The following is a 16640-nucleotide window of genomic DNA, read 5'->3' as shown; positions in this document are numbered from 1 at the left end:
AACTTTATGCCGGTATTTGAATACAAGGGACTGACAGCAGAAGGAAAAGATACAAAGGGGTTTATTGATGCCGATAGTCTGCAAAACGCCAAAACAAAACTGAGAAAAACAGGTATCTTCACAGTTGAGATTTCAGAAGAGACTGCTAAGAAGGTAGAGGCAGGACATTCTTCTTTAAGTAGTTTACTTAGAGGCGTAAAAAAACAGGAGATCACAGTATTAACAAGGCAATTGGCAACTCTGATTGCAGCGGGTCTCCCGCTCATGGATTCCCTCACAGCGGCAATTGACCACGTTGATGATCCCTTATTAAAAAGGAGTATCACAAGGGTCAGGGAAGATGTTCGCGAGGGAAAGTCTCTTGCAGATGCAATGAGAAGCCATCCCAGGATATTTACAGGGCTGTATACAAACATGATCCAGGCCGGTGAGGCAAGCGGTGCACTTGATGTGGTTATGGCGCGTCTTGCAGATTTTCAGGAAAGCCAGGTTAGATTGAAGAATAAACTCTGGGCTGCAATGACCTATCCTATACTAATGCTTTTTATAGGTATAGGTGTACTCGCATTCCTTTTCAGTTTTGTTATACCGCAGGTTACCAAGGTATTTGAAGATACAGGCCAGGCGCTTCCAGTACCGACATTGATGCTGATTTCCATCAGCAATTTTTTCAGGTTCTACTGGTGGATATTGGCAGGTATTCTAATTGCCGTATCTCTCTTATTTTCCAAATACATAAAGACTCCACAGGGAAGGGAGATGTATGATAGAATAATCCTGAAGGTACCTATGTTCGGTAAGATGATAAAGTTGATTGCAGTCTCAAGGTTCGCAAGGACACTCAGCACCTTGCTTGCAAGCGGCGTCCCTCTCATCACTGCAATAGACATTGTAAAGGCCGTAGTAAATAATACGGTTTTATCAAAGATTCTTGAGGATGCTAAAGATAGGGTACGTGAAGGAGAATCCCTATCCGAACCGTTGAAGAGGAGCGGCGTTTTCCCATCAATGGTTATTCAGATGATTACAGTAGGAGAGAGGAGCGGAGAGCTTGAAAGTATGCTATCCAAGGTAGCTGAGGCTTATGACGACGAGGTTGATACAACCGTGGCAGGGCTGACATCACTTATCGAACCTTTAATGATCCTGTTTATGGGTGTGGTTGTAATGTTTGTTGTACTCTCAATCCTCCTGCCTATATTTGAGATGAGCCAGGTGGTGAGGTAAACGATAAGTCCCCTCCCCTTCAAGGGGAGGGTTAGGGTGGGGATGGGGTTATTTTCGGATGAACCGCCATGAACCGCGGGTTCACAAAGGGCCATGAAAATCGGCGGGGTAAGAAAACCCCGCCTATCCTCGTTGATTTGGATAGGCGGGGTTTCCCCCCATTATGTGGATAGGCGGGGTTTTCTTACCCCGCCGGAAGGGATTTCGGATAAATATGAATAAATCAGATGGGGGAGATATGAAACGTATAATGAAGGAAAACAAAGGCTTTACCCTTATAGAAATCATGGTGGTGCTTATCATCATCGGACTGCTGGCGGGTATCGTTGTACCTAAGCTGATGGGACGTACAGAAGAGGCAAAGCATACAAAGACTATGGTTCAGATAAAGAATATTCAATCAGCACTTGACCTTTACAAACTCGATAGCGGTTCTTACCCGACCACTGACCAGGGTTTGCAGGCTTTGATTGAAAAACCCGCTGTAGGAGAAATTCCAAAAAGGTGGAAGGATGGCGGCTATATGGACAAATTACCAAAGGATGCATGGATGAATAATTATGTTTATATAAGCCCAGGGGTTCATGGAGAATATGATCTTTACTCTTATGGAGCAGATGGAGAAGAAGGCGGCGAAGGTAAAGATGCCGATATCCAGAGCTGGAACCTCGAATAACTCAAATAGCGGATACACCCTCATAGAGTTATCTATTATCCTAATCCTGCTGGGAATAATGCTGCTCTTTGCTGTTCCTAAACTCGGTAACAGAGAGGATATTAGTTTACGCAGTACCGCAAGGGAATTAGCAGGTACTATCCAATCCCTGTTTGATGAATCTATACTTAACAAGACATCTTACCAACTGGTATTTGAGATTACAGAAAACAGGTACCTGATTATTGAAAAAAAACAGGACAAAGAATCTCTAAAGCCGGAAGAACCTGAAGATGTTACAAAATCTTCTGAGCAATCTGATGTATCAGAAGTAATTGATGTAACCAACAGATACAAAAAACTTCCTGAAAAGATATTTATAAAAGATATAACAACAGAAACAATTAATAAGGCTGTTGAGGGGCGTGTTACCTTAGAATTCTTTCCTGATGGTTTTATGGATAAGGGTATTATACACATATCAAACGGTAAAAAAGATTACACACTGACCACAACACCACTTACAGGAAAGGTTAAGGTGTTGGAGGGATATGTTGACACCTATGAAGACTGAAGGCCGAAGGCTGAAGGCTGAAGGAATAAAATGCAATCAGCAATCCACGCTGCACTCACCACTCACCACTCGTCACTCGTCACTAACAGAGGGTTTTACTTTGCTTGAGGTAATGATTGCACTGCTTATCATTGGTACTTCATTTGTGGTGCTCCTCCATTCGAGGAATCAGAGTGTTGTGGCTGCTGAATATGCAAGACGGGCTACAGTTGCTACTCTCCTTGCATCTGAGAAAATGGGTGAGATTGAGCACGGAGACATAAGTGCGTCCGGCGGGGACTCCGGCGGATTTGAAGAATATCCCGGATTCTCATGGAAAAGCACTATTTCTGAAACAGCTTATGAACACATGAAAGAGGTAAAGGTAGAAGTAATGTGGGGAGATGGAATCGGCAGGAGGAGTGTTGACCTGGTAAATTATGTAAGGGAAAAGGAACAGAAGTGAGGAGAATACCTTTACGGAAACGGATTACGGGCACAGACAACGGCTTCACCCTTATGGAGGTTCTGATAGCCATTGCTATCCTTGCAATTGTGCTTTCAACAGTCTACGGGAGCTTTGTCCAGACACGTAAGGTAATCGGTAAGGCTGAGGCATCTATAGAAGAACTCAGGGGTGTACGCGCAGCATTTACAAGGATTCTGCAGGATGTAAGCATGGCCTTTATTGTAAAGGATAATGATAATACCTTTTTTACAGGCACTGATGATTATTCAGAAGGCTATGCAACAGACAGCATAGATTTTACCTCCTACTCCAACAGGATACGCAATAACGATTCCAAAGAATCAGATCAGATAGAGGTCGGATATTCCATGAAAAGAGGCAACGAAGGCAAGGCTGTCCTGATAAAAAGAATAAAAAAACGGATTGATGATAATCCCGGATACGGCGGGGATACTTTTGAAATTTCAGAGGACATCGTTGGACTTAATTTCCGGTACCTTGATGATGATAATGCATGGGTTGACAGTTGGGACTCAAGGGTAAACAAAACCATCCCCCATGCAGTAGAAATAACAATCATTGTGAAAGACAACAGCGGTAATGAAAGGACGTATAAAGGCATTGCGGATGTACCCCTCGGGAAAAAGCAATGAGCAGAAGTAAGAAACAAGAAGTTAGAAGTAAGATGATAGAAGCAAGAAAGAATTTCCCCCTCCCTTGACAGGAGGGGGGTAGGGGGATTCTCATAATTCCCTCCCCCTTGAGGGGGGAGGGTCAGGGTGGGGGTGAGCTATGGAGATTTTCAATTGAATAATAAAGGCATCGCACTCATAATCACACTGCTTGTACTAACCCTTCTCCTTACTATGATCCTTGAGTTCAGTATGGACATGCGCGTTGAGGCAAGGGCGGCGGCTAATTTCAGGGATGAGGTGCAGGCATATTATCTTGCAAGGTCAGGGGTAACATTTGCAATTGCAGTCTTAGAAGAAGACCTGAGTGAAGACAGCAAGAATGAGGATAAAACAGATACTTTGAATGAATTATGGGCAAAGAAGATACCACCGGTTCCTGTAGGAAGCGGGACTGTTACAGTGGCAATAACTGATGAGGACAGCAAGATAAATATCAACAAACTGGATAAGGGCAACCCTCCTGTAACAGGTGCTAATATGCGGGCACTCATGACAAACTTTCTCAAGCAATTTGAACTTAAAGAAGGGCTAAAAGAAGAGATCCCTGATGCAATAGCAGACTTTATTGATGACAATAGTGATGAGATCAGTTTTAACAGTGCGGAAAGCAGTTATTACGAAGGACTGGAAGAACACTATACTGCAAAGAACAAACCCCTTTATTCATTGCAGGAATTACGGATGATAAAAGGGATAGACGGCGCCTTGTTCAACAAAATAAATAAATTTCTTACAGTCAACTCTGACGGTAAATTAAACATAAATACCGTAAGTAAAGAGGTATTATTGTCACTACCTGGAGAGCTTTCCGAAGACGTGGTTGATGAAATAATTGCATTCAGGGCAGAAACCCCTTTTCAGAAAAATATAGAACTTAGAGACCATATCCAGGATCCAGAGGTATTTAACAATATCTCCAGGTATATAGATGTCAGAAGCAACTTCTTCTCCATAACATCTACCGGAAATGTAAATAACAGCAGAAAGACCATTACAGCAATAGTAAACAGGAAGGAAAAAAATAGCGAGATTTTATATTGGAGAATAGATTAGTGAGCAGTGAGCAGTGAGCAGTAAGCAGTAAGCAGAAGTAAGAAGTAAGATGTAAGATGTAAGAAAAACGAAAGAAATTCCCCCTCCCTTGACGGGAGGGGGGCAGGGGGAGGGTGAGCCATGGAGATTTTTTGGTGAAGCTAATATGTCTTCATTTAATAACAATAATGCTATTATCAACAGCCTTTTTCTCCATGAACTGCCATGCTTCTCAAAGAACAACAGACACAAGAAAAGGCATTTACGGACATGTACAGGATAAGAATGGCTCTCCTGTGGATAATGCTGATGTGACTGTCTTTGACGGGTTTACGCTTAATAATTTTAAAACCGATATTAAAGGAGAATTTAACATCTCTGACATCCCCGTATCAAAAAACAATTATCTTGTTATCTTTTTTACAAAAGAAGGGTTTATCCCCAGGGCTGAAAATATAAAAGCAGGAGAGGAAAATACTATTAATCTTGATGTTGTAATAGATAAAATCAGGACAGACGATTCCGGCTTTATCATAGGTGTTGTATATCAACCTATAAGGGGCGGAAAGCTTCAATATAATAACGGCATAAAGGGCTTTAGTAAAAATAGTGCTATTCTACTTGAAGCTAATGAAAAAGTTATGAATAAAAAGACTGACCTGAATGGTCATTACACCTTTGAAGTACCAGCAGGCAGATATTATTTGAGCAAAGAAGGAGGCAGAGAGAAACTTGAGATTGAAGTCACCCAGGGCAAGACCCTCATAAAAAATCTCAGGTCCGGTTTTGTTCTTATTGACTGATGAAAACTAAATTTACATTTTGTTTTAGTCTCTTTTTTGCATTGTCAGCCTACCTTATGTTATCTCCGGCAATTACAAATGCGAGAGACCTCACAAGCATTGAGCTTATAGATAACGCTTACAGAAGCGGCCGGCTTACATACAGAGATGCACTAAATTACAAGGTCTCTGCTGTCATACGGCAAGACAGTTTGCCGGAAGAATTTAAATCGAGAGTCCCGATTAAATCAGCAACCGGTATTATGATGGAGGCACGCTCAAACAGGCACCTGCTCTCCTCTAATAATTCAGCGTATCTTTCAGGAATAAGGAGTAATGCCGTTTCCGCACTTTATAATAATAGGGAACATAAAGGTATCTTAAGCAGAGATTTGAAAGATGACGGTGCACCTCTTTATGAAAACATTACAATACTACAAAGTATTGTAAGCCCGGCTAGACACTTCAGGATTCATTATACAACTGACAACACAAACTGCGACCCGAATACTAGCGGGAGCTGTGATGCTGTTCCATCTGCTGATAACAATAACAATAATATTCCTGATTATGTAGATAATTTTGCAATCATCCTTGACAATGTATGGAAAAAGGAGATAGAAGAGTTGGGGTATGATGCCCCCCCTTCAGACGGTACAGAAGGCGGGGACTGCCTGCTTGATGTCTATCTCGCAGACTTGAATGCTTATGGCTACACCCAGCTTGATGCAAATATGCCTGTATCTTCAGTTTATCTAATCCTTGAAAATGACTTTTATGGCTTTTCATCTTCGCAAATAAATTCTATGATGGTGACAGCGGCCCATGAATTCTTCCACACCATTCAATTTCAAATTACAGATAATATTGACCTCTATGGATGGTGGATGGAGGCATCTGCCACGTGGATGGAGGATGAGATATATCCTGATGTAAATGATTATGTAAACTATTTAGACCGGTGGTTTCAGAATCCCGGACTACCGTTATATACTTACGAGTATGATGTATTCCAGTACGGCACCTCAGTCTGGATAAAACATCTGACGGAAAAGTACGGATCAAAATTCGTGTATGATGTTTGGAATAATATTAAGAATGGAGACTCTGCAATAACAGGGATAGAAAAGGTACTGAGTGATAGTAAGAACAACTCTTCCCTTGAAGAAGAGTTAAAAGAATTACGTGTTGCCAATCTGACTTATACTTACGACGACGGACAAATTTACAAGTCATCAGGGAGTGCAGGCAACCCTGTTGCAGTTCTATTCAATCCAGATCCCCCTTTTTACACCTTTGACCCTCCTCAAACCTTATTTGAAAATTTCTCGGGTACTGAAAATATAGACGGCACTTTAGACCCTTTGTCTGCAACATACTACAAGTTCACAGCCCCGGCAGGTAGCGGCTCATTGAAAATAGAATTTGACGGCAGCAGTGATATAAGCGTAATGGTCGTAGGATTCAAATCTTACGATTCGGTATATGATGTCACTGAATTATTAACCGACACATCAACTAATGCAGGCTCCATCTCAATAAAGGGATTCAGCAGCAGCGGGCCTTATACTGAGGTCGTTGTTATCCCGCTAACCGCCGATTTCAATACATCAGTCGTTCACTATAGGAGTTATCTTATAACGGCATCATATACATCCGCATCATATAATACATCATCTATCTTAATAAGACCTGGCGCCGCTTCCATAGTTACAGAAAATACCGGATACGGTAAAAAGGGGAAGCAACAGTATTACGTCATTATGAAGGACAATAATAACCAGATACTCGAAAACGGTTTTGTATGGTCATCAGATTCTCCTTATGCAGTTATTAACAGCAATGGCTTTCTGGCTGCTTCAGACGCCGTGACATCAACGATAACCGCATCGCTTGGAAATCTTATACCAACAGCATCTCTAACTGCGAGTAATCCTGTAACAATGAATCCAGGCACTGAACGGATTTGTGATGCAACTAACCTTTCAAACAGCACTTCAGTCATCTCTAATAAAGTCAGCACAAATAAAAGTGATAAAAGGTGTTTTATTGCAACCGCTGCCTTTGGTTCCCCACTGCACCCGTATGTAAATATTTTAAGAGAATTTCGTGACAGATACTTATTAACAAATTTCCCCGGCAGATACTTTGTTTCCACATATTATTATTACAGCCCCTATCTTGCAAAAACAATAGAAAAAAATACTACATTAAAATCAATAGTGAAGATTAGTCTTATACCTGCTATAATGTTCAGCAGTTTTATGGTAAAAACAACAGTGGCAGGAAAGATTGCCTCGGTTGGCGTTTTATTTATATTGATAGTCATTTCATTTTTTCTGTATTCCCGTTTGCACGGGAATGACAGCAGGAAAATATAAAAGTATATGGCACGTAAAATTGTCGGCTTAGACATAGGCAGTCATTCAATAAAGGTAGTCACAGGAAGAGAACGCTTCGGCAAGGTTGAGATACTGGAGGTCTATGAAAGACCTGTGAATGGCGAAGGCGTGCATGAGCTTATAAAATCAATGGTCAGTGACCGGCGTATCAGGCCTGATATTGTTGTCAGCTCTATTCCAGGAAGCAGTGTATCAGTACATTATCTCAACATACCATTTACAGATGAAACTAAGATTGGACAGGTTGTCCCTTATGAAGTTGAAGGATTGATCCCTTTTCCCCTTGATGAAATGGTCATAGACCAGTTTATCCTTTCAAAAAATAACGGCAACGGAGGCAGCGGCAGTAATGGAAAAGGCCCGCATGGGTCTTCTGTGTGCGTTGCACTTATTAACAAAAATATACTCAAGGATCATTTAGACACCCTTAGATCTGCGCATATTGAACCAGGGGTCATAGAGCTTGAACCCCTTGCCCTTTATCAAACATTAATGGAATGGCACAAGACGGATGACACCGTTGCCGTACTTGATATAGGCGCTTCAAGGAGTAATCTATGTATTGTTTCAAAAGGTAAACCGGTTAGTCTGAGGACATTTAACAGGGGCGGAAATGTTGTAACGTATACAGTTCAGGAATCACTTGGAATTACTTATGAAGAAGCAGAGCAGAGAAAGATTGCCGCAGAAATATTGAACTACGAGGTAGCAGTAAGCCGTGAGCAGGCAGCAGGAGCGAAGTCAGAAGATGAAACTGAGACTCTATCAAATGCCATTAAGAAGGGCCTGCAACCCATTATCATAGAACTAAACCAGACCCTTCATGCCTTTGAAATCCAGAATAATAATCCGGTAACAATATTATATATCACCGGCGGCGGGGCAAGGGTGGGGAATATAAAGAATTATCTGAGCAATATTCTTGGAAGGGATGTGGAATATCTGAGCATTCCTACTGAAGTTGCTGAACGGCTTGGTGGAGGAGAAGGAAGGGGGCCTGAAAACACAAGGTTTATTTCTCCGACAGGCATCGGCCTTGTCCTGAGAGGGTCCCGTAAGAAAGAGGCATCGGGACTGAATTTCAGAAAGGGTGAGTATTTCCACAGAAAAGAGATAAAGGAAAACACAGGTAAAATTATCTATTTGATTGTTACTGTTGTAATACTTATCCTCCTCGGCACTATAGACTTCTATTCAATGTATCATTACAGAGAGACCAGATATGAGGCATTAAAATCAGATATACGCAAGGCATACATAGAGACATTCCCTGAATCAAAGAATGTGGTTGATGAATTCCATCAAATGAAAAGCGCTGTGGATGATTTAAGGAAAAAGGTCGTTGCCCTTGGCGGTGGTACAGAGAAAGGGATGTCGCCCCTTGAACTGATGAATATTATGAGTGAGAAGATACCAAAAGAGATTAAGGTTAATATTGATGACCTTCTTATAGACAAGTCAAAGGTAAGACTGCAGGGTGACACTGATAGTTTTGAAAATGTTGAGAAGATTAAAAAAGAATTTGAGGCTGTCCCATTATTTAAGAAGGTTGATGTAGCAGATGCAAAACTCGGGGCAGACCAGAAGAAGGTAAAGTTCAGAATTGTTATTGATATGTGAGAAAAAGGTAACAGGTAAATAGGTAACAGGTTATAGGTCATGGGCATAGAGAATATAACACAAACAGTATTTCAATATTTTAATAAATTAAATGCACGGGAGAAGGCTATTGTTGTATTCGGCCTTGCAGGTGCAATTGTGATTCTTGTATACGGGTCTGTGATTGCCCCTTATGCTGAACGGTATGCAAGCCTGAACAGGATGATAAAGCAGAGAGAGACTCAATATAACGATATACTCAAATTAAGAAGTGATTACTTCTTCCTGAAAAAAGAATATAAGGAACTGGAAAAGGGGGCATCAAAGACAAAAGAAGGCTTCTCCCCTCTTACATTTATGGAGGGTGTCTCAACACAGGCAAAGATTAAAGATAAAATAATCTCAATGAAACCGTCCATTATACCAATGGGAGATGATTACCGTGAGTCATCTATCGAAATAAAGATGGAGCGGGTTGTCCTTGAACACATTATGAGATACCTGCACATTATCGAAGGGTCGGAATATCCATTAAAGATAAAAAACCTTCATGTAAAGAGCAGATTCGATGACCCCGGCCTAATGGATGCATCCCTTACAGTGAGTTTTTTTGAAAAGGTGAGGTAATGACTAATAGATTCGCTCTCACTCAGGGAGAGGGTTTTAAAATTTTCCCCTCCCTTTCAAGGGGAGGGTCAGAGCTTGCCCCCGAAGTAGTAATCGGGGGGTGGGGATGGGGTTCTTAGTATGAAACGATTTATAAAAAATCATTACAAAGCTATTTCAGGCTATACCTTTTTCTGCATAGCTGTTTTCGCATTATCCTTATATTTCCTATTCCCAAAAGAGGCGATTACAAAGAGAATAATCTATGAACTTGAAAAGGGTACATCCACTGAAATTAAGACAAGAGACGACAAATGGACATTTCCGCTCGGAATCTCTTTTAAAAATTTTGAGTTCAGGAAGAAAACAGGAAACATAAGTATCGTTATAGGACATTTAGATAAGTTTTCTATTAATGTCCCGGTTAAAAGTATTCTCTCTTTCAGCCCCGTCTCTGAGATTTCCGCAAACAGCTATGGCGGCTCTATCAACGGCATAATTACACTTCGCAATACCAACAATATAACTCAGGCATCATGGAATAATGTGGATATTGCCCGCATTGAGAAGATAAAGGATATTCCGGCAGAAGTCACAGGGATAATTAGCGGAGATATGGTGCTTAAACTCATAAACAACAATGTCCCTGAAGGCCAGATACGTCTTTCGTTAAAAAATGGAAAACTCGGAAAGATCAAGATTATGGGCTTCCCCCTTCCTGATATTCCGGTTACTGAATTAAACGGGACTATTGATATTAAGGGGCAGAGTCTGGTATTTAAAGACACCCGGTTCAAGAACAACGACCTTAAGGGACTAATCAAGGGTGACATCCAACTTCAAACCGCTTCATCACCGGGAAACATCAATATAGCCATAAAATTTGCACCCGGTGAAAAGATGAAAAAAGAACAGCGAGGAATCCTCTCATTTATTGAAAAGACAAAAGATAAGGAAGGTTATTATACGATACAGATTAAAGGAGATTTGAAGAAACCGTCGGTGAGTATTTAGTTCATCCGAAAATCACTCCGGCGGGACAAGAAAACCCCGCCTATCCCTATCTACGAGGATAGGCGGGACTTTCTTGTCCCGCTGATTTTCATGGCCCTTTGTGAACCCTCGGTTCATGACAGTTCATCCGAAAATCAACCCCATCCCCACCCTAACCCTCCCCTTGAAGGGGAGGGAATCAACATAGCCCCCTCTCCCTCAGGGAGAGCTGCAATTAAATTCCTTCCAAATCCCTCCCCCCTCTTTTGCGGGGGGAGGCAGGAGGGGGGATCAGGGTGAGGGTGGGGTTATCATTGCCCTTTGTGAGCGCCCCGCTCATGACGGTTCATCCGAAAATAACCCCCCTCACCCCCCTTTAACTACAAGGGGGGGATTTCTTGGTTGTCATATCTCCCCCTTTATTTAAAGGGGGATTAAGGGGGTTGATTTTCATCCTTTGACACACGCCATAGGCTTCACCATAGCCACCTTCTTAGCAAGCCCTGCATTATGAGTTGAATCCACCACAGCAGTTACATCTTTATATGCACCGGGGGCCTCTTCCGCTGCCCCTGAATATGAATGTGTCCTGACAATAATCCCTTTTGAGGCGAGGTCTTTCAACAATGCATCTCCTCTCCACTTCTTTTTTGCCTGAGTCCTGCTCAATGCCCTTCCTGCACCATGACATGCAGAGCCGTACGCCAGCTTCATCCCTGATTCAGTGCCGATTAATATATAGGAACATGTACCCATTGTCCCGCCTATTAAAACAGGCTGACCCACTGCCCTGTACTCCTCAGGTATCTCAATTCTTCCTGGACCAAAGGCCCTCGTTGAGCCTTTCCTGTGGATAAAGAGTCTCTTCATCTTTTTTCCTACAATATGTTCTTCTATCTTGCATGTATTATGACTGACATCGTACAGGATGGAGATTCTCGCCTTTGGTATAACATCAGAAAATGCCTCTCGTACTAAGTGAGATATAACCTGCCTGTTTGCAAGGGCACAGTTGATGCCGGCACACACAGCAGAGAAATATCTCCTGCCCTCAGGTGAATTAAGCGGGGCACACACAAGCTCCCTGTCATGAATCGGTATATTGTATTTTATTGAGGCCTCTGCCAGTGTTTTCAGGTAATCTGTGCCTATCTGATGACCCAATGCCCTTGAACCGCAGTGAACAGATACGAGAATATCATCTCTAAAAATACCTAATGCCTGTGCTGCACTTTCATCATATATCTCTGAAACATATTGAATCTCAAGGTAATGATTCCCTGACCCCAATGTCCCAACCTCTTTGAACTGTCTTTTCTTAGCAGTATCAGATACCTGCCCGGGGTCTGCCCCTGCCATCACACCATCTTCTTCGATATATCTCAAATCATCTTTATAACCGTATCCATTTGAAACTGCCCATTTGGCGCCGCCGGTTAATACATCATCAATCTGCTTTTGGTTTAACCGTATCTTTCCTTCAGAACCTACACCTGCAGGGACAATAGCAAACAGGCGGTCAATAAGTTTTCCAAGGTAAGGTTCAATCTCCTCCCTTGTCATACCTGTACGCATAGTCCTGACACCGCATGATATATCAAACCCGATACCGCCCATTGAGATAACACCGCCTTCATCAGGGTCAAAAGCACCTACCCCGCCTATTGGAAAACCATAACCCCAATGGGCATCAGGCATCGCAATAGACGCATCCTGAAGACCCGGAAGAGAGGCAACATTTTTTATCTGCTTTACAACATTATCATCCAATTCTTCAACAAGTTCCGCACCGGCAAATATCCTCCCCGGAACCTTCATATCCCCTTCCACAGGAATCTCCCAGATATAATCAGAAATCTTATGTAATGATTTTATGTCCACATTCACCCTCTTTCATCCGAGAATAACCCCATCCCCACCCTAACCCTCCCCTTGAAGGGGAGGGAATTCCTGTATTTCGGTCACCCTTACCGAAAGAAATGCTACACTAGCTAAATCTTCTTTCTATTCACTCTCTTTCTTCTGACTTCTTACCTCTGACTTCTTGCTTCTAACTATTCACTATTGACTGTTCACTATTCACTGCCTTCTCACACATCTACAATACACTGCGCCACATAAATATCATCTTTCTTCTCAACCTTCAGCGTACTGTATGTAGCGGCCTTCACCTCTGTTAAAATGTGATGACGTTTTTTATCAATCCGCTCACCTATGGCAAGACCCTTTAAACTATTACCGGTTATCTCGACCTTGAAGCCGGAGAATAATTTTCCGGTGAGATGTGCAACTGAAAGGAGGTTGTTCAACCACTCAACAAATAGTGTCTCTGAGTCCGGTGCCTCACAGATTATCTCTTCTGTCTCTGACTGCTTTACCTCACTTATATCCGCCATTACGGAAAACATCGCCATAGCACCATTCTCATAAGCCTCTTCCATGCTCTTTCCAAAGCCGCGCACACCTATATCTGCCCTGTGGTCAAAGGTTTCAAACATTTTCATATTCCCTGTTACTCATCCCAACACCATCTATAACTGCACCGCAAAATGGACATCTTGATTCTCTGACATAGTTTTCAATAATCTCAAAACCAACACGATGTATCAGCGCTGACTTGCAATTATGACAGAATGTGTGCTCCCCTTCATCGCCGGGAATATTCCCTGTATAAACATACCTAAGTCCCGCCTTGAGACCAATCTTCCTAGCCCTTTCTAAAGTGGACGCTGGGGTACGCGGAAGGTCATTCATCTTATACGTCGGGTGAAATGCACTCACATGCCAGGGAATCTCGGCACCGACACCTTTAACAAACTCTGCTATCTGAGTCAATTCCTCGTCAGAGTCATTTTTAGTAGGAATGATAAGTGTTGTTACCTCAACCCATATACCATATCCCTTCATACGTTTTATTGTCTCAAGTACAGGGTCTCTTGATGCACCACATACACGCTTGTGCATCTTTTCATCAAAAAACTTCAGGTCAACATTTGCGGCATCCAGATAAGGCCTGACCATATCAAGCGCCTCTTCTGTCATATAACCGTTTGTTACAAAAATATTCTTCAGCCCCTTTTCATGGGCAAGCCTCGCTGTCTCATATGCAAGTTCAAAAAATATGGTCGGTTCAGTATACGTATACGATATGCTCTCGCATCCGTTCCTATGAGCATTATCAACAATATCCAGCGGCGTCATACTGCTTCCGCTGATAATCTTCTCATCCTTAGGCATCTGCGATATCTCAGAATTCTGGCAGTGGAGACACCTGAAATTACACCCTACTGTAGCAATAGAAAAAGATGTGGACCCTGGCAGGAAGTGAAAAAGAGGCTTCTTCTCAATAGGATCAATATGGGCCGCAATTACCTTGTCATATACAAGTGTATAAAGTGTGCCGCCGAGGTTTTTTCTTACACCGCATATACCGGTTTTACCTTCTGTTAGAAGGCATCTGTGGGCACAGAGGTCGCACCGAACCTTGTTATTCTCTAACTTCTGATATAAAAGGGCTTCTCTCATCTCACCCTCCCTTCTGCTTTTATAGCAATAGTCTAACACCCTGATAAAGGAAGTACAATGATAAATTAAAAATTACAAATGTCAGTTTGGATTACTGCTTCTTGTATCCCGTGCGGTAATATCAGCTATTCATACCTTGAAAAAAGTATCCCATTCAATGCCGAGCTGCTTTATTGCAGCCTTGAGAGTCCCAACCTTGAGATCACGGTTTCCCCAATCCGGCAATATTGTAGCGCACTGAGTCGTGGGGTTGTACCACTTACGGTGAGATCCTCCTCCCCGTCTCGGAAGTTCTTTACAGCCGATGGCAATCAGCTTACGGGTAATTTCACGATAAATCATGAAGTTGCTACCAAAGCTTCGAGCCAAACAGGGCTTGTTGTATCGGAAATCTGAACATTCCTGGGCAGTTGTCGTCCTAAATCCTCATACATTTCAATGGCGGCTACGAGGGCATCGTGAACATTTTCCAATGCTTCTTCAATTGTATTACCCTCTGTAAGCAATTCCGGCAAAAGAGGTGATGTAACGGTAAAACCGCCTTCAGGCTGAGGCGTGAGAACCAACGGAACTTTGTATATCATAAAATCCTCCATACTTTCTTGAATGCTCTTTTAAGTTTATTCAACATTGTGATGGATTATAGAAATTAAAGGTGAGATAGTCAAGAAACGAAATTATAAAACCGTTGAAAATGGAGAGGAGATACAATATAAATGTCTTTCATAATTTAATATAGTGCTGATATTGAACAGTGCATCGCTATAACAGCTAAGGCCCAATACCCTTTTTCAGCATTGGGCCATAGTGTTCTTAAGAGTCTAATAGAAAACTACTGCGCAGTTGAAGTACCGGAAGCCTGTACAGCTGAGTTCCCTGCTGCATCATTTGCCCAAATTTTGTAAGTATACGTAGCATTCGGGACTAAGACATTGCTATTATCCTTACCATCCCATATAACGCTGTTTGGTCCTGAAAGTTTTAGTACATTATTTACAAGAGTTTTTACCAGTGTTGTACCTGAATATATCTTAATGGTTACAAAAGCACTTTCAGATAGTGTAAACCCAATGCTTGTTGTCTGACCTAAATGGTGCTGAAAAGGGTCAGGGGCATCAAACACAAAAGATATCACAGGTTTAACTGTATCAACCGTTCCTGTGAAAACTACTGGATTGGAATATACATTCCCTGCATCTTTGCCGGTCAATGAATAGCAATATTTCCCGTCTGTAACCGTAGCGCCTCCGGTATCTTTGCTATCCCATACCCGAGACAATGAGGTACCAGAGCCGGTAAAGCTCCTGACTAATAATGTACCAGGGCATACCCCCTTCTTTATGTTCAATGTCCAGTTCAGTGGAGTTGTAAAGCCGGCAGTAATAGTTGTGGTGTCCTTGATACCATTAGCATTAGGACTAAACGGATTCGGCATTCCCTTGAAGAGTGTTATCTTTGGAATAACTTTCAGGGTAATCGGAATAATCCTTGTCTGGCCGCCACCTTCTGCTTCAACATATACTGTATAAGTACCAACCGGAGTAGTGGGTGAGGTATCAAGGCTTAACGTAGACGAGACAATACCTGATGAGCTTGGCGTAACAGAGGCCGGTGCAAAGCTCCATGTTGTACCGCTCGGGAGGCCGGACAATACATAAAAAGATACTGTTGTCCCTAATGTATTTGCTCCAATACCTGTTACATCCATAGAATATGTCGCTATATCGCCGCTCCCAACTGTTTTGGTATTTGGAGTAGCTGCAAATGAAAAACCAAAACGTTCAAACTTCTGCACCCTGTGATTAACAAGTTCCGTTACATAAAGAAAGTCACCTGTTGGATCAAAAGCCAGACCCCATGGAGTATTGAGCTGGCCTACGCCATTTCCCACACTCGACCATTTAGAAATAAATCTCCCTGATGGGTTGAACTTCTGAATTCTGTCATTATTCCTATCAGCAACATATATGTTACCAGCACTATCTAATACAACATCATCAGGATTATTAAACTGACCGTTTCCCGTCCCCGCAGTTCCCCACTTGGCTAAGAAGTTTCCTAATGAATCTAACTTCTGAATACGGTGATTATTATAATCACTT

At 42.1% G+C, this 16640-nt stretch carries 17 protein-coding genes; 11 read left to right on the top strand and 6 right to left on the bottom strand.

The annotated features are described in order from the left end of the window. Positions 1 to 6 precede the first annotated feature (6 nt). From gspF to gspN, 11 genes are all read left to right on the top strand, one after another. A complete protein-coding gene (gene gspF, locus HZA08_04295) occupies positions 7 to 1227 on the top strand; it encodes a type II secretion system inner membrane protein GspF (protein MBI5192649.1) in 1221 nt (406 codons plus the stop codon). 250 nt (positions 1228 to 1477) lie between these two features. After that, positions 1478 to 1903, top strand: coding sequence for a type II secretion system major pseudopilin GspG (gene gspG, locus HZA08_04290; protein MBI5192648.1), 426 nt, complete (start codon positions 1478 to 1480; stop codon positions 1901 to 1903). Beyond that, positions 1872 to 2456 (top strand): hypothetical protein, encoded by a 585-nt coding sequence (locus HZA08_04285; GenBank protein MBI5192647.1) that lies wholly within the window; start codon positions 1872 to 1874, stop codon positions 2454 to 2456. The genes gspG and HZA08_04285 overlap by 32 nt, the downstream gene beginning before the upstream one ends. Next, positions 2434 to 2901: a type II secretion system minor pseudopilin GspI gene (gene gspI, locus HZA08_04280; GenBank protein ID MBI5192646.1), complete on the top strand. Its 468-nt coding sequence runs from the start codon at positions 2434 to 2436 to the stop codon at positions 2899 to 2901. Before HZA08_04285 ends, gspI begins: the two co-directional genes overlap by 23 nt. Then, on the top strand, positions 2898 to 3557 hold the full coding sequence (locus HZA08_04275) for a prepilin-type N-terminal cleavage/methylation domain-containing protein (GenBank protein MBI5192645.1): 660 nt from the start codon (positions 2898 to 2900) through the stop codon (positions 3555 to 3557). Before gspI ends, HZA08_04275 begins: the two co-directional genes overlap by 4 nt. A gap of 132 nt (positions 3558 to 3689) precedes the next feature. Beyond that, positions 3690 to 4652, top strand: coding sequence for a type II secretion system minor pseudopilin GspK (gspK, locus tag HZA08_04270; GenBank protein ID MBI5192644.1), 963 nt, complete (start codon positions 3690 to 3692; stop codon positions 4650 to 4652). Positions 4653 to 4765: 113 nt separating this feature from the next. After that, the gene (locus HZA08_04265; GenBank protein MBI5192643.1) at positions 4766 to 5434 is read left to right on the top strand and encodes a carboxypeptidase regulatory-like domain-containing protein; all 669 of its coding nucleotides are present in this window, start codon (positions 4766 to 4768) and stop codon (positions 5432 to 5434) included. Beyond that, positions 5434 to 7794, top strand: coding sequence for a hypothetical protein (locus HZA08_04260; protein ID MBI5192642.1), 2361 nt, complete (start codon positions 5434 to 5436; stop codon positions 7792 to 7794). The genes HZA08_04265 and HZA08_04260 overlap by 1 nt, the downstream gene beginning before the upstream one ends. A gap of 6 nt (positions 7795 to 7800) precedes the next feature. Continuing rightward, complete coding sequence (gene pilM, locus HZA08_04255) at positions 7801 to 9435, top strand: pilus assembly protein PilM (GenBank protein MBI5192641.1); 1635 nt, start codon at positions 7801 to 7803, stop codon at positions 9433 to 9435. Between the two features lie 39 nt (positions 9436 to 9474). After that, a complete protein-coding gene (locus HZA08_04250; GenBank protein ID MBI5192640.1) occupies positions 9475 to 10041 on the top strand; it encodes a hypothetical protein in 567 nt (188 codons plus the stop codon). Between the two features lie 120 nt (positions 10042 to 10161). Then, entirely contained in the window at positions 10162 to 11034 is an 873-nt protein-coding gene (gene gspN / locus HZA08_04245; protein ID MBI5192639.1) for a type II secretion system protein GspN, read from the top strand. 429 nt (positions 11035 to 11463) lie between these two features. On the opposite strand, the gene HZA08_04240 is transcribed toward gspN, so the two are convergent. From HZA08_04240 to HZA08_04215, 6 genes are all read right to left on the bottom strand, one after another. Beyond that, positions 11464 to 12831: an RtcB family protein gene (locus tag HZA08_04240; protein MBI5192638.1), complete on the bottom strand. Its 1368-nt coding sequence runs from the start codon at positions 12829 to 12831 to the stop codon at positions 11464 to 11466. Positions 12832 to 13103: 272 nt separating this feature from the next. Then, on the bottom strand, positions 13104 to 13517 hold the full coding sequence (locus tag HZA08_04235) for an archease (protein MBI5192637.1): 414 nt from the start codon (positions 13515 to 13517) through the stop codon (positions 13104 to 13106). Beyond that, the gene (gene amrS, locus HZA08_04230; protein MBI5192636.1) at positions 13504 to 14538 is read right to left on the bottom strand and encodes an AmmeMemoRadiSam system radical SAM enzyme; all 1035 of its coding nucleotides are present in this window, start codon (positions 14536 to 14538) and stop codon (positions 13504 to 13506) included. The genes HZA08_04235 and amrS overlap by 14 nt, the downstream gene beginning before the upstream one ends. A 129-nt stretch (positions 14539 to 14667) precedes the next feature. After that, positions 14668 to 14880: a type II toxin-antitoxin system HicA family toxin gene (locus HZA08_04225; protein ID MBI5192635.1), complete on the bottom strand. Its 213-nt coding sequence runs from the start codon at positions 14878 to 14880 to the stop codon at positions 14668 to 14670. Continuing rightward, entirely contained in the window at positions 14877 to 15122 is a 246-nt protein-coding gene (locus tag HZA08_04220; protein MBI5192634.1) for a type II toxin-antitoxin system HicB family antitoxin, read from the bottom strand. The genes HZA08_04225 and HZA08_04220 overlap by 4 nt, the downstream gene beginning before the upstream one ends. A gap of 248 nt (positions 15123 to 15370) precedes the next feature. Then, the coding region (locus HZA08_04215; protein MBI5192633.1) for a hypothetical protein at positions 15371 to 16640 on the bottom strand (1270 nt) is incomplete at its 5' end.

The sequence above is a fragment of the Nitrospirota bacterium genome (assembly GCA_016212215.1).
GTDB lineage: Bacteria > Nitrospirota > 9FT-COMBO-42-15 > HDB-SIOI813 > HDB-SIOI813 > JACRGV01.
The sequence above is the reverse complement of the archived record's forward strand: the minus strand, read 5'-3'. Positions and strand labels throughout refer to the sequence as shown.

Bases quoted from the DNA above. Each gene is read 5' to 3' on its own strand.
- gspF (MBI5192649.1), top strand. From the start codon at position 7: ATGCCGGTATTTGAATACAAGGGACTGACAGCAGAAGGAAAAGATACA.
- gspG (MBI5192648.1), top strand. From the start codon at position 1,478: ATGAAGGAAAACAAAGGCTTTACCCTTATAGAAATCATGGTGGTGCTT.
- HZA08_04285 (MBI5192647.1), top strand. From the start codon at position 1,872: ATGCCGATATCCAGAGCTGGAACCTCGAATAACTCAAATAGCGGATAC.
- gspI (MBI5192646.1), top strand. From the start codon at position 2,434: ATGTTGACACCTATGAAGACTGAAGGCCGAAGGCTGAAGGCTGAAGGA.
- HZA08_04260 (MBI5192642.1), top strand. From the start codon at position 5,434: ATGAAAACTAAATTTACATTTTGTTTTAGTCTCTTTTTTGCATTGTCA.
- pilM (MBI5192641.1), top strand. From the start codon at position 7,801: ATGGCACGTAAAATTGTCGGCTTAGACATAGGCAGTCATTCAATAAAG.
- HZA08_04250 (MBI5192640.1), top strand. From the start codon at position 9,475: ATGGGCATAGAGAATATAACACAAACAGTATTTCAATATTTTAATAAA.
- gspN (MBI5192639.1), top strand. From the start codon at position 10,162: ATGAAACGATTTATAAAAAATCATTACAAAGCTATTTCAGGCTATACC.
- HZA08_04240 (MBI5192638.1), bottom strand. From the start codon at position 12,831: ATGAAGGTTCCGGGGAGGATATTTGCCGGTGCGGAACTTGTTGAAGAA.
- HZA08_04235 (MBI5192637.1), bottom strand. From the start codon at position 13,517: ATGAAAATGTTTGAAACCTTTGACCACAGGGCAGATATAGGTGTGCGC.
- amrS (MBI5192636.1), bottom strand. From the start codon at position 14,538: ATGAGAGAAGCCCTTTTATATCAGAAGTTAGAGAATAACAAGGTTCGG.
- HZA08_04225 (MBI5192635.1), bottom strand. From the start codon at position 14,880: ATGATTTATCGTGAAATTACCCGTAAGCTGATTGCCATCGGCTGTAAA.
- HZA08_04220 (MBI5192634.1), bottom strand. From the start codon at position 15,122: ATGATATACAAAGTTCCGTTGGTTCTCACGCCTCAGCCTGAAGGCGGT.